Source organism: Paenibacillus sp. A3 (genome assembly GCF_001399685.1).
Classification (GTDB): Bacteria; Bacillota; Bacilli; order Paenibacillales; family NBRC-103111; genus Paenibacillus_G.
Genome location: NZ_JTHN01000012.1, coordinates 1 through 16766, shown reverse-complemented (window position 1 = coordinate 16766; position 16766 = coordinate 1). Strand labels below are relative to the sequence as shown.

The 16766-nt window shown below is 40.7% G+C and carries 16 protein-coding genes; 14 read left to right on the top strand and 2 right to left on the bottom strand.

Annotated elements, in window-relative coordinates:
- Positions 1-25: 25 nt before the first annotated feature.
- From QJ48_RS01485 to QJ48_RS01470, 4 genes are all read left to right on the top strand, one after another.
- A complete protein-coding gene (locus tag QJ48_RS01485; protein ID WP_054971897.1) occupies positions 26-4765 on the top strand; it encodes an RHS repeat-associated core domain-containing protein in 4740 nt (1579 codons plus the stop codon).
- Between the two features lie 19 nt (positions 4766-4784).
- The gene (locus QJ48_RS01480) at positions 4785-5147 is read left to right on the top strand and encodes a hypothetical protein (RefSeq protein ID WP_054971896.1); all 363 of its coding nucleotides are present in this window, start codon (positions 4785-4787) and stop codon (positions 5145-5147) included.
- 227 nt (positions 5148-5374) lie between these two features.
- Complete coding sequence (locus tag QJ48_RS01475; RefSeq protein WP_054971895.1) at positions 5375-6127, top strand: helix-turn-helix transcriptional regulator; 753 nt, start codon at positions 5375-5377, stop codon at positions 6125-6127.
- 126 nt (positions 6128-6253) lie between these two features.
- Entirely contained in the window at positions 6254-7150 is an 897-nt protein-coding gene (locus QJ48_RS01470) for a hypothetical protein (RefSeq protein ID WP_054971894.1), read from the top strand.
- Positions 7151-7461: 311 nt separating this feature from the next.
- On the opposite strand, the gene QJ48_RS01465 is transcribed toward QJ48_RS01470, so the two are convergent.
- Positions 7462-7680 (bottom strand): helix-turn-helix transcriptional regulator, encoded by a 219-nt coding sequence (locus tag QJ48_RS01465; RefSeq protein WP_054971893.1) that lies wholly within the window; start codon positions 7678-7680, stop codon positions 7462-7464.
- A 150-nt stretch (positions 7681-7830) separates the two neighbouring features.
- Here QJ48_RS01465 and QJ48_RS01460 point away from each other — a divergent pair, with 150 nt between their 5' ends.
- From QJ48_RS01460 to QJ48_RS01430, 7 genes are all read left to right on the top strand, one after another.
- Positions 7831-8607 carry a recombinase family protein gene (locus tag QJ48_RS01460; protein WP_054971892.1) on the top strand — a complete coding sequence of 259 codons (777 nt, stop codon included), beginning with the start codon at positions 7831-7833 and terminating at the stop codon, positions 8605-8607.
- A gap of 11 nt (positions 8608-8618) precedes the next feature.
- A complete protein-coding gene (locus QJ48_RS01455; protein WP_063857995.1) occupies positions 8619-8864 on the top strand; it encodes a hypothetical protein in 246 nt (81 codons plus the stop codon).
- A gap of 224 nt (positions 8865-9088) precedes the next feature.
- On the top strand, positions 9089-10324 hold the full coding sequence (locus QJ48_RS01450) for an IS110 family transposase (RefSeq protein ID WP_054971890.1): 1236 nt from the start codon (positions 9089-9091) through the stop codon (positions 10322-10324).
- Between the two features lie 175 nt (positions 10325-10499).
- Positions 10500-11105, top strand: coding sequence for a ParB N-terminal domain-containing protein (locus QJ48_RS01445; protein WP_157261469.1), 606 nt, complete (start codon positions 10500-10502; stop codon positions 11103-11105).
- A gap of 21 nt (positions 11106-11126) precedes the next feature.
- Positions 11127-11468 (top strand): hypothetical protein, encoded by a 342-nt coding sequence (locus QJ48_RS01440; RefSeq protein ID WP_054971888.1) that lies wholly within the window; start codon positions 11127-11129, stop codon positions 11466-11468.
- Between the two features lie 178 nt (positions 11469-11646).
- On the top strand, positions 11647-12612 hold the full coding sequence (locus tag QJ48_RS01435; RefSeq protein ID WP_054971887.1) for a hypothetical protein: 966 nt from the start codon (positions 11647-11649) through the stop codon (positions 12610-12612).
- 389 nt (positions 12613-13001) lie between these two features.
- Positions 13002-13904, top strand: a complete 903-nt coding sequence (locus QJ48_RS01430) for a phage/plasmid replication protein (RefSeq protein WP_054971886.1) — start codon at positions 13002-13004, stop codon at positions 13902-13904.
- 333 nt (positions 13905-14237) lie between these two features.
- Here QJ48_RS01430 and QJ48_RS35480 read toward each other — a convergent pair whose 3' ends face one another.
- Entirely contained in the window at positions 14238-14462 is a 225-nt protein-coding gene (locus tag QJ48_RS35480) for a helix-turn-helix transcriptional regulator (protein ID WP_082420287.1), read from the bottom strand.
- Positions 14463-14611: 149 nt separating this feature from the next.
- Between QJ48_RS35480 and QJ48_RS01425 the strand changes: the two genes are divergently transcribed.
- The 3 genes from QJ48_RS01425 to QJ48_RS01415 form a co-directional block, all read left to right on the top strand.
- On the top strand, positions 14612-15388 hold the full coding sequence (locus QJ48_RS01425) for a recombinase family protein (protein WP_054971885.1): 777 nt from the start codon (positions 14612-14614) through the stop codon (positions 15386-15388).
- A gap of 11 nt (positions 15389-15399) precedes the next feature.
- Positions 15400-15645, top strand: coding sequence for a hypothetical protein (locus QJ48_RS01420; RefSeq protein WP_054971884.1), 246 nt, complete (start codon positions 15400-15402; stop codon positions 15643-15645).
- A gap of 483 nt (positions 15646-16128) precedes the next feature.
- A partial coding sequence (locus tag QJ48_RS01415; RefSeq protein ID WP_157261468.1) for a hypothetical protein occupies positions 16129-16766 on the top strand: 638 nt, incomplete at its 3' end.

Sequence of the window (16766 nt, the reverse complement as noted above, 5' to 3'; positions counted from 1 at the left end):
TACCATCATTCAGTTGGAGGTTCATATGAAAAGAATTATCTCCTCATTACTAAGCCTGATCCTTTTCTTTTCTCTAATTACACCTACGTTGGCCGCGGAGAAAGATTTCTTGGGCTTGATCCTTACAAGCTTTAAGACCGATAGTTCTAAGGACAGTTCGCTGACGAATGCCTCATCATTAAACGGAGTTCTAACCGATAAGATTGGTTCAGCCATCGGCGCCATCAATTCTATGACTAGTATTACCGATTCCGTATATGGTTCGGTCTATGATTCCGTCTATAAAAACAGAGTGAAGAGATCACTGGCCTCGCAACCAATTGTTACACCGGTGAATCTTAAACCCGATGAGTCCCCGTACCTGATCAATTCAGAATACGACTCTGTCTCTACCCTGTCTGGTAGTCTATCGATACAAACGACGGATATGACGGTTAACGGAAGAAACGGATTGTCGTTTTCCTTGACAAGAACCTATAACAGCATCGATGCCAACATGTACGACAAAGGTCCTGCAGATAATGATCAACCTTATGAAAAGTCTGATTTTCCGTTCGGTTGGCTCGGTACAGGTTGGTCCTGGGATCTTCCATATATGCAGTACAATGGTGAGGATCGGTATATTCATCTTGCCGGTCCGTTAGGATCTGGTACATATGAAATAGTTAGGAATTGGCCAATTGGTCATGACGGAGAAAACATAAACCCAAACTACGCACCGGGCGAGACTTATTTGTTGAAATATAATTGGAAGAATTTGGGCGTTAAATCTTTATTCGTAGATTTTTTTAAAGGATACTTTTTAATTCAGACTCTCGAAGGAATTACGTACCACTTCGAAGTAACAGGTTCAAGCGAGTTAGCTCCCCTAACTAAAATAAGCGATGCTTACAATAATGAGATTCGTTTTGACTACGAAGATATTGGGTACGGGTCCAAAAGATTAAAAAGCATTTCAACGGATGACCCCAGCCAGACCATTACCATTGATTATCAGGCCGAAGGAATAACTCTAACAAAAGGAGGGCAAAAAGTACAGTTTGTTCAATCTAAAATTAAATCCCCGCCCAATGAAGTTTTCTTTTGGGGGGGATTTAGGGACGTAACTCGATTAGATAAAGTGATTGATACTGAAGGAAGAACAACTGTCTATACCTATACCATAAAGGACGAATATTCCAATTACGATGTTTATGATTCAAGAACAAATACAACTAGAACGGAAAGGGGGATAAGTCAGCGGAATTTGCTGCTGAGCAACATAACTCACCCAACAGGGGCGAAGAGTCAATATATCTTTGATGATACGAAAAGATACGCTCCTTACATGCCGGAATATTTGGGGGGGCGTAAGGGACACTACCCTCTAAAAGAGAAGTCCTTACAGACTATACAATCGGACGGCTCTTTGAGAACCTTTAAACATGAGAAGTTTGCATATCGAGTTAGTGAAGAAGGCTTTCGTTATTATTATACTGATCTTGATGATGGTGTATCTCAAACAAGGTATGTAAATAAATGTGAATTTAACTCGAATTCCCTTAAGCCTTGGCTAAAAGATATGTATTACCAAACGAACATTACCAAAACATCAACTCGAAACGGCGTAACCTACACCGTCTCAACGGATCAGCAATACGACGAAGCAAGGCAACTGCCATATCCCAACAAAGTGACGACCACCTATACGGCACAGGGGCAATCGTATACAACAAATACTTCCCGGGAATTCGACCTCTATGGCAATGTGCTATGGTCGACCGATCCGATGGGAGTTACAACGAACTACGATTACGACCCGAATACGCACTTGCTTAGCAGCATAACGCAGCCGATTTATAACAATCAGAAGCGGTATACGCTGCTTGAGCGTAATGAGAAGAAGAAAGTAACTAAGGAAAAGGTGTTTGAAGACGGACCTAACGGGAAGCTGCTGTCGGAGACGCGCTATGAAGACATCGATGCATACGGCAACCCGCGCAAAATCATAACAAAAACCGATGATGCCAAAGAAACCGAAACGAACGTGGAGTACGGTGCTCAGTACCATAGCCGGTTTCCGACCAAAACGACAACGGATGTGACCAACGTCGATGGAGCGACTACGAAGATTTCGCAACAATATGAGTATAATCCAACGCTCGGAAAAGTAACGACAATCATCGACGGGAAAGGCTATGCGACAAACTACGACTATGACAAGCTGGGCCGGGTAACGAAAGCAACCAATCCAGATAAAAGCGTCGTCACCCTGCAATATGATGATGCGAAAAATTCGATCCTGATCACGGACGAGGAAGGCGTAAAAACGTACACACAATGGAACCCGATCGGCTGGAAGATTGCATCGGGTGTGAACGAACAGGACATTAGAAGCAAGTTCGGCTACGACGCATACGGCCGTTTGGAATGGAGCGAGGATGCCCGGGGAAACCGGACGTGGTTCGGCTATGACCAATGGAGCCGCCAGAATAAAATCACATACCCGGACGGTTCGTCAGCTACGGTGGAATACAATGATGTTCAGCGCACCAAAGTATCGACCGATGCCGAAGGCTACAAGATCACGGAGACGCTGGATCCCTTAGACCGGACGACGAAGAAAGAGGAAACGAAACTGGTCAACGGGCAGCATGTGGTCCAAACATTGGGCACGTTTATGTATGACGCTGCAGGCAAAGTTCGCGAAAGTACGGATGGCAACAACAACCGGACGAAGTTCGATTATGATGCCCTGGGACGTTTGACGGGAGTTACCAATGCGAAGAACGAGTTTACGAAGTATGAGTATACCTCCAAAGATCGCTTGAATTTGTTCAAAATTGTGTTTCCGGACAACACGGAAAGATCCAAGAAATACGACGAGCTGGGACGTACGATTCAGACGATCGCCCCCGATCAGGCGGTAGAAAAGTTTTATTATGATGAAAATCATAACTTGCGAACGTATGTAGACCGTAAAGGCCAAGTGACAACGAACGATTACGATAACCGTAATAAGCTGCGCAGCAGTGCTTTAGGAAACGAAACGATAAGGTATGATTACGATGCTGCCGGAAAACGTAAGTTCATGCAAGACAACACAGGTACCACGAACTATCACTATAACGAGCTTGGACAGTTGGACATTCTCACGTATCCGGACGGGAGGACGATTCAATACTCTTACGACCGACAAGGGAATCGAGAGAAAATGACCGACCCGTTCGGTTATGTTACGGCTTATGGATATGATAACCGTAACCGGCTAACAGGCGTAGGTCCAAACTTCAATGACTGGGATGCGAAATACGAGTATAAGCACAACAATTTATTGGCAGCGATCGTGCAGCGCAATGGAGTGACGGGATCTTATACGTATGAGGGATTAAACTTGACCGGACTGTCCCAGAAGAAGCAGGGAACGGCACTCAATACTTTTGCCTACGGATATGACAACAACCGCAATCAGACGAGTAAGACGGAGAACGGAACGCGGCATGAATTCAGCTATGACCCGCTGAACCGGATCGGAACGTCGAGCCAGTTTGGCGAACAGTACACGTACGATTCCCGCGGCAATCGTCAAACGATGCAGAGCAGCAATAGTTCGAACCTGAGCGGAGCAAGCTACCGGTACGACGAGCGGAACCGGCTCGTTCAAGTAACGACCGATGACGGGAAGAACGTAGCGTACCGTTATAACGGGGACGGGCTCTTGTACGAGCGGACGGAGAACGGGCAGACAGTTCGTTATTACTATGACGGAGCGAATATAATTGCCGAAGGGACGGTAACGAATGGTTCGGCCGCGCTAAAAGCTCGGTACATTCGTGGAAACGGACTGGCGGCTCGTGCAGATGCAAGCGGTGCTAAGACGTATTATCTTCACAATGGTCACGGAGATGTGGTAGGGTTAACCGATGGCAGCGGAAATATCCTGAACCAATATACGTATGATATCTGGGGAAATCCACTGACCGTAACGGAGCAAGTGCCACAGCCTTTCCGCTACAGCGGGGAGTTCTGGGACAACAGCGCACACTTTCAATATTTGCGGGCAAGATGGTATGATCCGAGTGTAGGCCGGTTTATGAGTCAGGATACGTATGAAGGGGATATTGCCAATCCGCTGAGTTTGAATTTGTATACGTATGCTCACAATAATCCAATAAGGTTTACAGATCCTAGTGGTCATTGGGTTTATGGCCCAGATTTGGGCGACATATTGGATGGCGCGGTTAATGCTTGGAATAGCGGAACAAATTGGGCAAGAGAGAAAAATGCTAAATTAAGCGAGACATCTTCGTTCTATAAAGAAGTTTATGGTGATGATATTGAAATAGTCTTGAACCCTGATATGAGCCTGCGGGAAAAAGGACAACGACTGCTTAATCCAGCTCCTATTGGTGTATTAAAAGGGCCGGGCAAGGGTATGGGTATGATTAAAATTGAAGGAATGCCCCCTATCGTACAATCTAGAATTAATATCAGTAATGATGGATTTAAGCACGTTGTGGAAGAACATTTTTCAACTAAGAACAAATCACAATTTACAATTTCACAAGATGAACTTCGTTCCATACTTTCAGATAAGGATGTAGTGAGTACTCCTATTACTAGAACTCTAAATAGTAATGATGGAATTCGCTATGTTAGGGAGGTTACTTTCGATAAGCCGATTGGTCTTGACAAATATAATGATTTTAATCCTACCTCAACGATGACTATCTTGACTGATAAGAGTGGAAACTTAATTACAGCATCACCAGGAATAATAAAATAAGGTAAGGGAGGGCTAAATCTTGAAACTTGTTGGTAGTAAAACCGAACAAGATATAAGAGAGCAATTAATAGCGTCTAATAAGTCATTATTTGAGGAAGAAGAGAAAAAAAGGTTGCTTAATGTGATTCAGGAAAATTTCCCCAATATGGTGACGGCGTATGTTCTCCATTGGATACCCGAACAAGCGGAGGATTTTTATAAAGTTCTAATAAACGATTCTATAATTGTAGATATTGAATTAGATAGGTTAAATCAAAACATAATGCCAATTATTAAATCTGTACCAATATCACAATATAAAGTAGGGTTGAGCAAAATAAACCAAATCAAATTAGCTGTAGCACTTGATTTGGTTCAAAAAGACTTTAAAAAAGCAAAGTGAATTCATTTGATGAAACCTTGATTGGCTTTTTGCCTTTCAAGGTTTTTCTTTTTCTTTGATTCTGTCATATTTGGTGGGGGAAATCGCCCAAAATGTATGCGCGGCAGGTATAAAAAAGGTGCGTAATTTACGTCAAAAAGTGTTGACTTTTACATAATCAAAGTGCTAATATAAAAACACAGAAGAAAAAGACGTAAATTACGCCAGTGAAAGAGGGCTAAAAAACAATGACAGGGTTCGAATTTATCGCCAAAGCATTCAAAGCTTCATATACAGATATTGCGAAAAGACTTGATCTGACTACCTCCACCGTTGCTGATTGGGCAAGTGGCAGAAGACCCATACCCAAGGATAAACTTCCTCTTGTCTCCAAATTATTTGGGATTGATGAGGAATATTTTAAGAAGAAGGAGCTAACCGAAGTTGAAAAAATAAAAATTGAAATCAATTACCTTGAACGAGCATCGAAGCGTGATACGCATGAGGTTGAGCATACGATAACGGACGATGATGGAAATATGCATGAAGCTTATTTTTGGCATAATCCCCATGAAGGCGAATTGCGCTACAAATATGAGGAACTTGCTTGCGAGGAGCTTGTATTAAACTTAAGACGAATCCTGAACTATGATTTCCATTTGGACATGGAGTATACCCGAGCAAATGATCATTTCAAAGTGGTTAAACAGCTTGCTGATTTGCTCGCTCAAGACGAGGGCAAAGAAGGAAACGAAGAATACGAGGAGATCACAGAAGAAGAGGTCCAACGCCGAAGAAATGTTTCAATAAAAGTAGACGCATTGAGAAGCATGTTGCATTTTTTAAATGGTGGCAAGCTTTTAGGTTTCGGCAAGATAGATCCCTTTGAACAAGAGTTGTTTGATCTACTCCGAAAATACGATGTTATAGACACGGAACCGCCAAAAGATAAAAGATCATACGAGCCTTTTGATCAAGTTAGTTCTAAGCACAAATTTTAAGTTTATTCGAGCTAAAAAGTTTAGAAAGGAGGGGGTTCAAACTTGCATTTCTTATAACATGCCGAATCTTACCCAAAATTTTGGGATTGAAATCATCAACTCGTCACGAAAAGGAGAGATTGCCTATTGTTTGATACCATCATCATGAAAACATGTCCTGTTTATCCTAATCTTGAATCTGTAGCCGCTGAAAAAATTGCTTATTTAGACAAGGGTACAACTTACAAAATTAAAGACAGCCAAATACCGTATATCAAATACCATGACAATAGCAGAACCCTCGTTTTGCAGGTATCCATCCCCAAATTTCTCTACGGTAATAATGTAACGCTCCTTCAAGAAAAGGACATTCCCCTCTTCTTCCAAAGGTTACATGAACGCTTGTACGAGTTATTTCAAATTGAAATGAAAACGGAGGATTGGTCTGGAACTGAACGGTTGGACGTATGTTGGAATTTTCAGGTTGGACATTTAGTAAGCGACTATGTGAGAGAAATACATAAATTGAAACTCCCGTACATGAAACCATATTCATATGGACATTTGGAAACGGCTGGACATAAAAACGATAGCAAAAAGACAATGTTCTATGACAAACAAATTCAATGCAGAGATACAAAGGAACCTCAAGAAGTTATTGAACAAGCCCGAGGAATCCTGCGTATGGAGATTCGACCAAGTTACAAGGAAATGAAGAAGTTTTCACCGAAACGCAGTGCTGTCGATTTACTCAAGAAAGAATTTTTCATTCAGATGGCAGAAGCAGCTTTAAAGCCAATCCAGTTTACCGAACCGATTGAAGGAATCCCATTTGGCTGGTTACAATCTCAACCATTTGACATTTATCAAATCGAAAAGGCACTTGCTTTCAAATTATTGCAAAGCCAATTCACCGAAACTGAATTAAAGCAATTGTACAAGTCAGGAACTTATGACAATAGACGGGGATTAGCTCGCAGAATCACTTTCCCAAGTCAAACAAAGCTAGCTCCGCTCAAGATTGATTATGCAAATTTAGGTTAAAAGTGATCCTTTTACATACGTTTGTTACTTTTGCGATAACGATAACAATTTCATACATAATCGGTTAAAAGTCCAGAAGAAATAAGGCTTTATAGGGCTTTAGCGATACCCAAAATCATCATACATAAAAAGAGTGCAATTTAAAGAAACAAAGAGTAATCCATACATAACGCAAGAAAACTCGATATTATTCCGATTAAATCACTGTGAAATAACGATTTTATTTTCTTATGGTGTCCGGGCTGGTTTACATTATTTGAAGGCTTCGTTTTGGTTGTATGGTGCATAGCTGTTTTGGTCACGTGGTGAGGTTAGGAATCGGACGATTCATGGTCATCATCGATTAAGTCATGAATACTGATGTTCAAGGCTTCACAGATATTTTCAAGGGTTCGAATATAGACTCTATCAACTTTATCTGAACAAAGATGGTTAATAGTATTTGGTCTTAAATTCATCATTAATGCAAGTTGTCTTTGGGACATGTTTCTTTCAGCCAAAATTTCTCTAAGCCGAATTTTAATTTTCATTAATCAAACATCCTCCGTTACGATTTCAATAACATTAATATACCATGTTGTTGAAAATAAATCATTGATCATATCTCTTAAAAGATATATAATGAATATATCTCATAAGGGTTACATTAATCCTAATTTCTGTAACGGAGGGAATTTTCAATGAACGTCATCGGTTATATTCGAGTCTCAACAGCAGGACAAGCGAGAGATGGTTACAGCTTGTCGTATCAACGGGAAGAAATCGAAGCGTATTGTCAGCAGCAAGGATGGAACCTGCTTCATGTGTTCGTGGACGAAGGAATCAGCGGTGCAAAAGTAGACGAGGACGCTTTGGAAGTAGACCGAGAAGGATTCCAGAATATGCTTTCCCTCCTCTCTACTCGTTCTATCGCTCATGTTGTCGTCCTGAATACGAACCGTCTTTGGAGAAGTGATATCGTTAAAGTGTTGGTCCATCGTGAGTTTAAGAAATTCAACGTTGACGTGAAATCCATTGAACAACCGACATACAGCATCTACAAGAAAGACCCTTCGGATTTCTTAATCAATGGCTTGATGGAACTATTGGACGCTTACCAACGGCTTGAAATCGCCATGAAACTAGGTAAAGGACGCAATAAGAAGGCCAAGGAAGGCGGTTATGCCGGAGGACGTGCTACATTCGGCTATAAAGCTAAGAAAGGCTCCAAAGTCCTCGTCATTGATGAGAAACAAGCGGTCATTGTGGAGCGTGTATTCGAATTAAAGGAGCTATTCCCCCAATGGACATTATCCGAAATTGCTTACCAATTGAACCTTGAAAACTACAAAACGCAGCAAGGCAAGGCATTCACCAAAGTACAGGTCAAACGAATCCTTGATCGTCGCAGCTTTTACAGCGGAATGTATCAATATGCTAACGTGGAAGCTATCGGCAAGCATCAGGCGATCATATGAGGGGAGGTAACATGAATATGAAACTTACCCTTATCAACAGATTGGATGCCGAAGAACAAGAACTGATGCAGCAAATTCAGACGTACGAAGCTTGTACTATGGCCGTCTTAAACATGGCGACCGATCAAGTAAGACCATTACATAAATTTGCGGTGGAAGACATCGTTTCAAGCCTCCACCGAATGACCGTTGAACTGCAAACGGAATTATTACATTTGAGGCTAGAAAAGGCACTATGCCAACCATCGAAACACTAAACAGAGACATAAACGGAGAGTAGGTTATTGCTGGCGTATCTTTGCGGTTTGTCCGCTCGAACTAAGGATGCAAGCCTACTCATCCGTGTTGTCCATTCGTTGAGTGATTACTCATGGGTTGGAAATATGCTTACGTATCGTTGTGGCTCGTCCACTTGTAGTCAGGATGCAGGTCTAACTCATGAGTAAGGATTCAACCAAAAACAACAGAGGAGTGAAGCAATATCGTACAACAAGACAAATTCATTTATGTGGGCATCGATTTGCACAAACAGCATCACACAGCGGTTTTTATCGATTGCTGGAATCAGAAGCTAGGCGAAATTAAGTTTGACAACAAGCCGTCTGCCTTTCCTTTACTGGAAAAGGAAGTAAAGAAGCATACGAAAAAAGGATTATCCGTTGTTTACGGGCTAGAAGATGTCGGTGGGTTTGGCAGAGCATTGGCGGTCTACTTGACGGAGAATAAACGTTGGGTGAAAGAAGTCAATCCAAAGCTTTCTACGGCTAGGCGTAAAAGCCATATTACGGTTCAAAAGTCCGACAGTTGGGATGCCGAATGTGTAGCAAGAGTGTTGAAAGATGAATTGCTTCAATTGCCGGATGCCAGACCGATTGATTTATATTGGGCCATAAGCCAGCTTGTCACACGAAGAAAAGGAGTTGTAAAAGTCCTTTCGGGCTGCATCAAAAATTTGCATCAGCAATTAGGCTATCATTATCCGAGTTATAAAAAATTCTTTTCCGAAATAGATGGTAAAACGGCCTTGTGCTTTTGGGAGACGTATCCTTCTCCAAGGTATTTAAAGGACATGGAAGCACAGACATTAGCCGAATTTCTAAGAAGTCATAGCAATAATGGATTATCCCATAAGAAAGCAGCACAAATTTTGTTCCTTATTGAAGCGGACGGGGATACATATCGAGATTTTCAGGACAAACGTGATTTCATTGTACAAAGCCTTGTCCGAAGCATACGTTTTAATCAGCAGGAGTTAGCCCAGATTGAAGAAGAAATTGGAGGGTTGATAAAGCAATTAGGCTTCCAACTTGAAACAATGACAGGCATTGATGTTGTTACGGCGGCAGAACTGGTGGCTGAGATTGGTGACATACACCGATTCGCTACGCCTGATAAATTGGCAAGATTCGCGGGAATTGCACCGATTATTTGCGGTTCAGGGAACAAGGTCAGGAACTACAAGAGCAAGCAGGGGAACAGGGAGCTTCACGACATCATCAAGAACCTTGCTATCCGCCAAATTGCCGTAACTCGCAACAAGAAAGAGCCGCGTAATCCTTACTTTCATGCTTACTACGAGCAGAAGCTGACAGCAGGAAAGACGAAGCAGCAAGCCATTGTGTGCATCATGCGTAAACTGGTCAACGTGGTCCATTATCTGATGAGAACGAAAGCAGCATACATAATTCCAGAAGTATCCATAAAGCAAGCAGGATGATATAATAAATAGGGGCGGCAATTGAAAAACAGTTGTTGCCCTTTTAATTGAGAAGGGCCGCTTTATCAACTAGGATACGTATGAAGGGGATATTGCAAATCCGCTGAGCTTGAATCTTTATACGTATGTGCATAATAATCCGTTGAGGTATGTTGATCCAACCGGAAACGTAATTGTGGAGAGTGGAATTGGAGCTGGGGGGCTTCCCGGACCATCTGTTAGTGGTCAAGCGATTAGTAAAGGACTGTTTGGCTTGTTCGGAGGGTGGATGGGTTTCTCTGATGTAATGGATGAACAAGAACCAGAGGTTATAACACAGCCTGTTAATCAAGATGGCGCACATATTTCGAATCAACCACTTGAAAAGCAAGGAGCTACCGTCACTCAACAAAAGCTCAACAAAAATGGACCGACAGTAATACAGCAGCCGATAATAGAGATAAATAATCGCATAATTACTAGTGTTACAAAGGGAAAGGTAATTGTTGGAAGCAAGTATAATGAAATTCGACCAACACAAGAAAATATTAATCCTGAAAAAGTAGAACAATATGCTCAAATGCTTTTGAAAGGTCAAGAAGTTCCGGCGATAGTTGTATATAAGGGCACAGATGGAAATACTTATTTAGAGGAAGGCCATCACAGGTTTGTTGCAAGCAAGCTAACCAATATATCGGTTCCTATTATTGAACGTGCAACTAGTGGCCCATCTGGACTGAAAGATTGGTCAGAAGTTCAATGGAAGAAATATATAAATGAAGATCAATTTTGGGGTGATTAAAAGTGTAAAGGAGAGTCTTATATGAAAACCATTAAAAGTGTCACGAAAAACGGTCTTAGTTATACCGATGAAAATGGAATTGAAAAATTTGTTGATTTTAATGAATGCCATGAGAATTGGATACGGTACAGGATCAGAAGTGAAAATTTAAATGATGCAAAAATTGAAGATGTTAAAATAAATGATAGATGCATTGGGCAAAGAGATAGTTGTGCTCGGCCTCAATTCATTGAGTTTTTTACTAGACCTTTCACAAGATTTGAATTTGAAGAATCTATAGAATGCCCATATCCAGACCAAGCATTTATGAAACTTAAAAATGACATTATTTCTGCTGGTTGGACTACGCTTGATTTAAGCTAAATGAAAATGTAAACCTTGATTGGCTTCCATGCCTTTCAAGGTTTCTTTTTTAGGAGCCATTGCGCTATCGTATCATGTATCACAAAAAAATCACTCAAAATGTTTGCGCGGCGGATAATATAATATTATTTGATTATTAAAATAAACTCATGTATACTTCATCTTAGAGGTGTTTTTCGTGAGCGAATTTTATAATGAGTCTGTGAAGTCAAAATTTTTAATGAGATACGGTGTAGGTTCTCAAAAGATATTTGCAAGGATTTTTCGATTCTCCCAAAGTTTAGAGGAAGAATACGGCACAGACATGTCAAACTTTACGTTGGATCAAATCGGAGCAGTATTAAAAAAATTAAAACCTGCATCCGAAGCATCCTCCAGAAATTCGACTTCGTGCATCTTCACTTACATTAATTGGGCTATTGAGGAAGGACTCAGTTCACTTTCTGTCAATCCATTATCGGATAAAACGTTGGACTGGTGCAGGTCTTTTATAGTACCGATAACTGAATTAAGTGAGGACAAACTCTATTACCTTATAAAAGATTGTGTAAATGCTCAGGACGCCGTTATTTTAAGGCTTATTTTTGAGGGAGTGAAGGGAGACGGATGTGCGGAGCTTTTGCAGCTTACCATGCGTGATGTGGATTTTGAACGAGGAGTGCTGACCTTAACGAACCAAGATCAAAGCATCCGATACCTTGAAGTAAGTCATCAGGCATTATATTTAATTAAACTTGCCGCGCGGGAAACGTTATATCAAAAGAAAAATGGCTCTTTTAGTGGAACTACGAAAAATCCCCATACGCGTCTTGTTGAGAATGAATATGTCATTCGAAGTTCCATTACAAGGAATGAAAATGTTCACGCGGCGGATAAATTTCTTATCTATCGACGCTTGAGCATGTTATCCGAAGTCTTCCAACTGCCCAAATTAAACGTAAATATGATTGAGCGTTCTGGCATGATGAAGATGGCAAAGGATTTGCTGGAAGCAGAAGGTAAGTTGGAGCGGGAACAATACTTTAAGATTGCGGAGCGTTTTAACATTGCCAAGCGAATCAATAACGGAATTGAAGAGTACAATTATTATCCACTCAGGTCCTTCTTGAATGAAAAGGCAGTCCGAGAGATGTACAACCTATAAAAGAAAAATAATAAGATAAACAGTTGACTTAAAATAAAATAATATGATAATATACATCATGTAGTCGGAAGTGACTACTTATCTTTTTAAGATTAAAAGTAAAATAATAATATAAGAAGGATGATGTAAATTGAAGGTTTGACATGGTTTTTGAATCGCTCAGCTTAAAATGAAAAGGATACCATTGTTTGGGACTGGTCAATTCCTAAGAGGGGAGCAATGTGGTTGTGACAATATTTATGATCTGTGCGTGAAACATGATCTGCTTAGCAAGAAGGAACGAAGAAAAAAATCCGAGGAAGGTAACCTTTCATGAAGCATATTCTTATAACATGCCGAATCTTTCCCCATATTTGAAGTATGTCATTAAAACGAAAAGGAGAAAGCCTTTGTTCGATACGATCACCATGTTAACCAAAATTTATATTCATCCTGAAAATTTGCAACAGACGGAATCCTTTACTTTTCAAAAGGATGGTGTCAGCCGAACGAAATACAAGTACAAAGACTCGCTCATATCGAAAATCATTTACCGAGATTACAATCAAACATTAGAAATCGAGTTGTCGATCCCCAAATTTCTCTACGGTAACAATGTAAACCTCATAAAAGAAAGTGAAATCCCTCTCTTTTTCCAAAGGTTACATCAACGGTTACATGAATTGTTTAACATCAGTATTCGAAAAGAGGATTGGTACACGAAGCGGCTAGATGTTTGTTGGAATTTCCCAGCGAATGAGGATATTGACGATTATCTTAAGCAATTGGCAGAAATGAAGCTGCCCCGTTTAAAACCAGAAACATACGGACATCGGGAAACCGTTGTGCATCGAAATAAAAGCAGAAGAATTTCATTTTATAATAAGCAGAAGGAGTGTAAACGAACCAAGCAGCCGCGAGAAATCATTGATCAAGCTAAAGGGTTGCTTCGCATGGAAATTAACTTAAAGGAGAAAAGTTTATCTAAATATTCATCGAAACGAAAAGCTTTTGAGTTGCTAACAGTCCATTTCTTTGATTATATAACCAATCCCATTTTGCAGCAGATTGAGTTTACAGATGTTGTTGAAGGGATATCGTTTCAATGGTTAGCCAAACAAACGAACAAAATAAGTAAAATTGAGTCCGTCCTAGGTTTTCGAGTTTTACAAAATCATCTTACTCAAACCGAGTTGAAGCAATTATATTCAAATTCGACATATGATAGAAAGGTAAATCTAACAAGGAGCATTCAGTTTCCCAGTCACAGGATACTGGCCCCCTTGAAAATTGATTATGCAAATTTAGGTTAAAAGTGATCCTTTTACATACGTTTGTTACTTTTGCGATAACGATAACAAATTCATACATAATCGGTTAAAAGTCCAGAAGAAATAAGGCTTTATAGGGCTTTAGCGATACCAATAATCATCATACATAAAAAGAGTGCAATTTAAAGAAACAAAGAGTAATCCATACATAACGCAAGAAAACTCGATATTATTCCGATTGAATCACTATGAAATAACGATTTTATTTTATAATGGTGTCCGGGCTGGTTTACATTATTTGAAGGCTTCGTTTTGGCAGTATGGTGCATAGCTGTTTTGGTCACATTGAGAGGCTATTTAAATTAGCGATGCAATTTATTTGTTTGTGGATTCATTGTCATCTTCCATTACCAACAGTTCATGTAATCCAATATCTAAAGTTTTGCAAATATGCTCAAGTGTTTCGAAAAACGCCGTGGTCACATTATCCTGACATAAACGATTTATAGTATTTGGACGGACGTTCATTAAACGAGCTAATTCTCTTTGAGACATCCCGCGTTCAGCAAGTATTTCCTTTAACCTGATTCGAATTGGCATTCAGCTATTCCTTCCATTGCAGATTATTTTCACTATACCACAAAAAAACATTGTGTGAAACGCATGTACGTTATATAATGTACCTCAAGTGAGTTACGTAACTAATGTGCGTTACAATAATCCTAATTTCTGTAACGGAGGGAATTTCAATGAACGTCATCGGCTATGTTCGAGTCTCAACAGCAGGACAAGCGAGAGATGGCTACAGCTTGTCGTATCAACGGGAAGAAATCGAAGCGTATTGTCAGCAGCAAGGATGGAACCTGCTTCATGTGTTCGTGGACGAAGGAATCAGCGGTGCAAAGGTTGACGAGGACGCTTTAGAAGTAGACCGAGAAGGATTCCAGAATATGCTTTCCCTCCTCTCTACTCGTTCTATCGCTCATGTTGTCGTCCTGAATACGAACCGTCTTTGGAGAAGCGATATCGTCAAAGTGTTGGTCCATCGTGAATTTAAGAAATACAACGTTGACGTAAAATCGATTGAACAACCGACATACAGCATCTACAAGAAAGACCCTTCGGATTTCTTAATCAATGGCTTGATGGAACTATTGGACGCTTACCAACGGCTTGAAATCGCCATGAAATTAGGTAAGGGACGCAATAAGAAGGCCAAGGAAGGCGGTTACGCAGGAGGACGAGCAACATTCGGCTACAAGGCTAAGAAAGGTTCCAAAGTCCTCGTCATCGATGAACGACAAGCGGTCATTGTGGGGCGTGTCTTCGAGTTAAAAGAGCTATTCCCCCAATGGACATTATCCGAAATTGCATACCAATTGAACCTTGAAAACTTCAAAACACAGCAAGGTAAGGCATTCACCAAAGTACAGGTCAAACGAATCCTTGATCGTCGCAGCTTTTACAGCGGCATGTACCAGTATGCTAATGTGGAAGCTATCGGCAAGCATCAGGCGATCATTTAAGGGGTGCAGACATGAATATGAAACTTACCCTTATGAACAGACTAGATGCCGAGGAACGGGAACTGATGCAGCAAATTCAAACGTACGAAGCTTGCACTATGGCCGTTTTAAACATGGCAAGCGATCAAATACGACCATTACATAAATTTGCGGTGGAAGACATCGTTTCAAGCCTCCACCGAATGACCGTTGAGCTTCAAACGGAATTACTTCATTTAAGGTTAGAAAAGGCATTATGCCAACCATCGAAAAACTAGACGGGGACATAAACGGAGAGTAGGTAATTGCTGGCGTATCTTTGCGGTTTGTCCGCTCGAACTAAGGATGCAAGCCTACTCATCCGCGTTGTCCATTCGTTGAGTGATTGCTCATGGGTTGGAAATATGCTTACGTATCGTTGTGGCTCGTCCACTTGCAGTCAGGATGCAGGTCTAACTCATGAGTAAGGATTCAACCAAAAACAACAGAGGAGTGAAGAAGTATCGTACAACAAGAAAAATTCCATTATACGAAAAAATGGACTATCCGTTGTTTACGGGCTGGAAGATGTCGGAGGTTTCGGCAGAGCGTTGGCGGTCTACTTGACGGAGAATAAAGTTAGTTTTCAATATCCCCTATATACATAAATTATATTGTGACAGTATAATTTTACAGGCGAGTATTCTTGAATACTATATTCTAAACTTACTAGGGGGAACCATGTTAAAAAAATCACATCCTTTTTACTGTGCATTGTTCTTATGATTACATACGTTGGTTCAATTGCGACGGCAGGCGAAACAAAATATCTTTATGATAGTAAAGGGCAGTTAGCAGAGGCAGCAAGTTCAGAAGGTACTATTGAGTATCAGTACGATGAGAAAGGAAACCTTATAAGAAAAAATATAACAAATAACTTGTTAATAAATTCGAGTTTTAAACAAGTCACTGGAATTAATGATGTAGCAGAAGCGTGGATCAAGCAACAAGCCCCTAATGCAAATAATGAGTTTGAAATCGTAAAGGCCCCGAAAAATGTGCAAAAAATATCGGGGAGTGGAATAAAGAATTGGGATTATATCGGTATAGTCCAAGAAACCGCCGTGGTGCCTAATCGTTCTATCAATGTGAATGCTCGGATAAACATTGAAAAGTTGCAGAACGCGCGAGTTTATTTATATGTAGACTATATGACGGCTGAAGGAAAGTACACGATGGCCCAGCCTGCAACGGCAGAATATAACTATCCAACGAATGGTGGATACATAACCATAAGCGGCTCGGGTACAGTGCCAAGTAATGCAGCGTATGCAAAAGTATATGCTATGATTCGAGCGCTGGGTGATGGAGGGAGCGGAACCATCTATGTGGATTCCATGCGATTGTGGTACGGAGAAGA

Excerpts from the sequence above, each read along its gene's own strand:
- QJ48_RS01485 (WP_054971897.1), top strand. The coding sequence starts at position 26 with ATGAAAAGAATTATCTCCTCATTACTAAGCCTGATCCTTTTCTTTTCT.
- QJ48_RS01475 (WP_054971895.1), top strand. The coding sequence starts at position 5,375 with ATGACAGGGTTCGAATTTATCGCCAAAGCATTCAAAGCTTCATATACA.
- QJ48_RS01465 (WP_054971893.1), bottom strand. The coding sequence starts at position 7,680 with ATGAAAATTAAAATTCGGCTTAGAGAAATTTTGGCTGAAAGAAACATG.
- QJ48_RS01460 (WP_054971892.1), top strand. The coding sequence starts at position 7,831 with ATGAACGTCATCGGTTATATTCGAGTCTCAACAGCAGGACAAGCGAGA.
- QJ48_RS01455 (WP_063857995.1), top strand. The coding sequence starts at position 8,619 with ATGAATATGAAACTTACCCTTATCAACAGATTGGATGCCGAAGAACAA.
- QJ48_RS01440 (WP_054971888.1), top strand. The coding sequence starts at position 11,127 with ATGAAAACCATTAAAAGTGTCACGAAAAACGGTCTTAGTTATACCGAT.
- QJ48_RS35480 (WP_082420287.1), bottom strand. The coding sequence starts at position 14,462 with ATGCCAATTCGAATCAGGTTAAAGGAAATACTTGCTGAACGCGGGATG.
- QJ48_RS01425 (WP_054971885.1), top strand. The coding sequence starts at position 14,612 with ATGAACGTCATCGGCTATGTTCGAGTCTCAACAGCAGGACAAGCGAGA.
- QJ48_RS01420 (WP_054971884.1), top strand. The coding sequence starts at position 15,400 with ATGAATATGAAACTTACCCTTATGAACAGACTAGATGCCGAGGAACGG.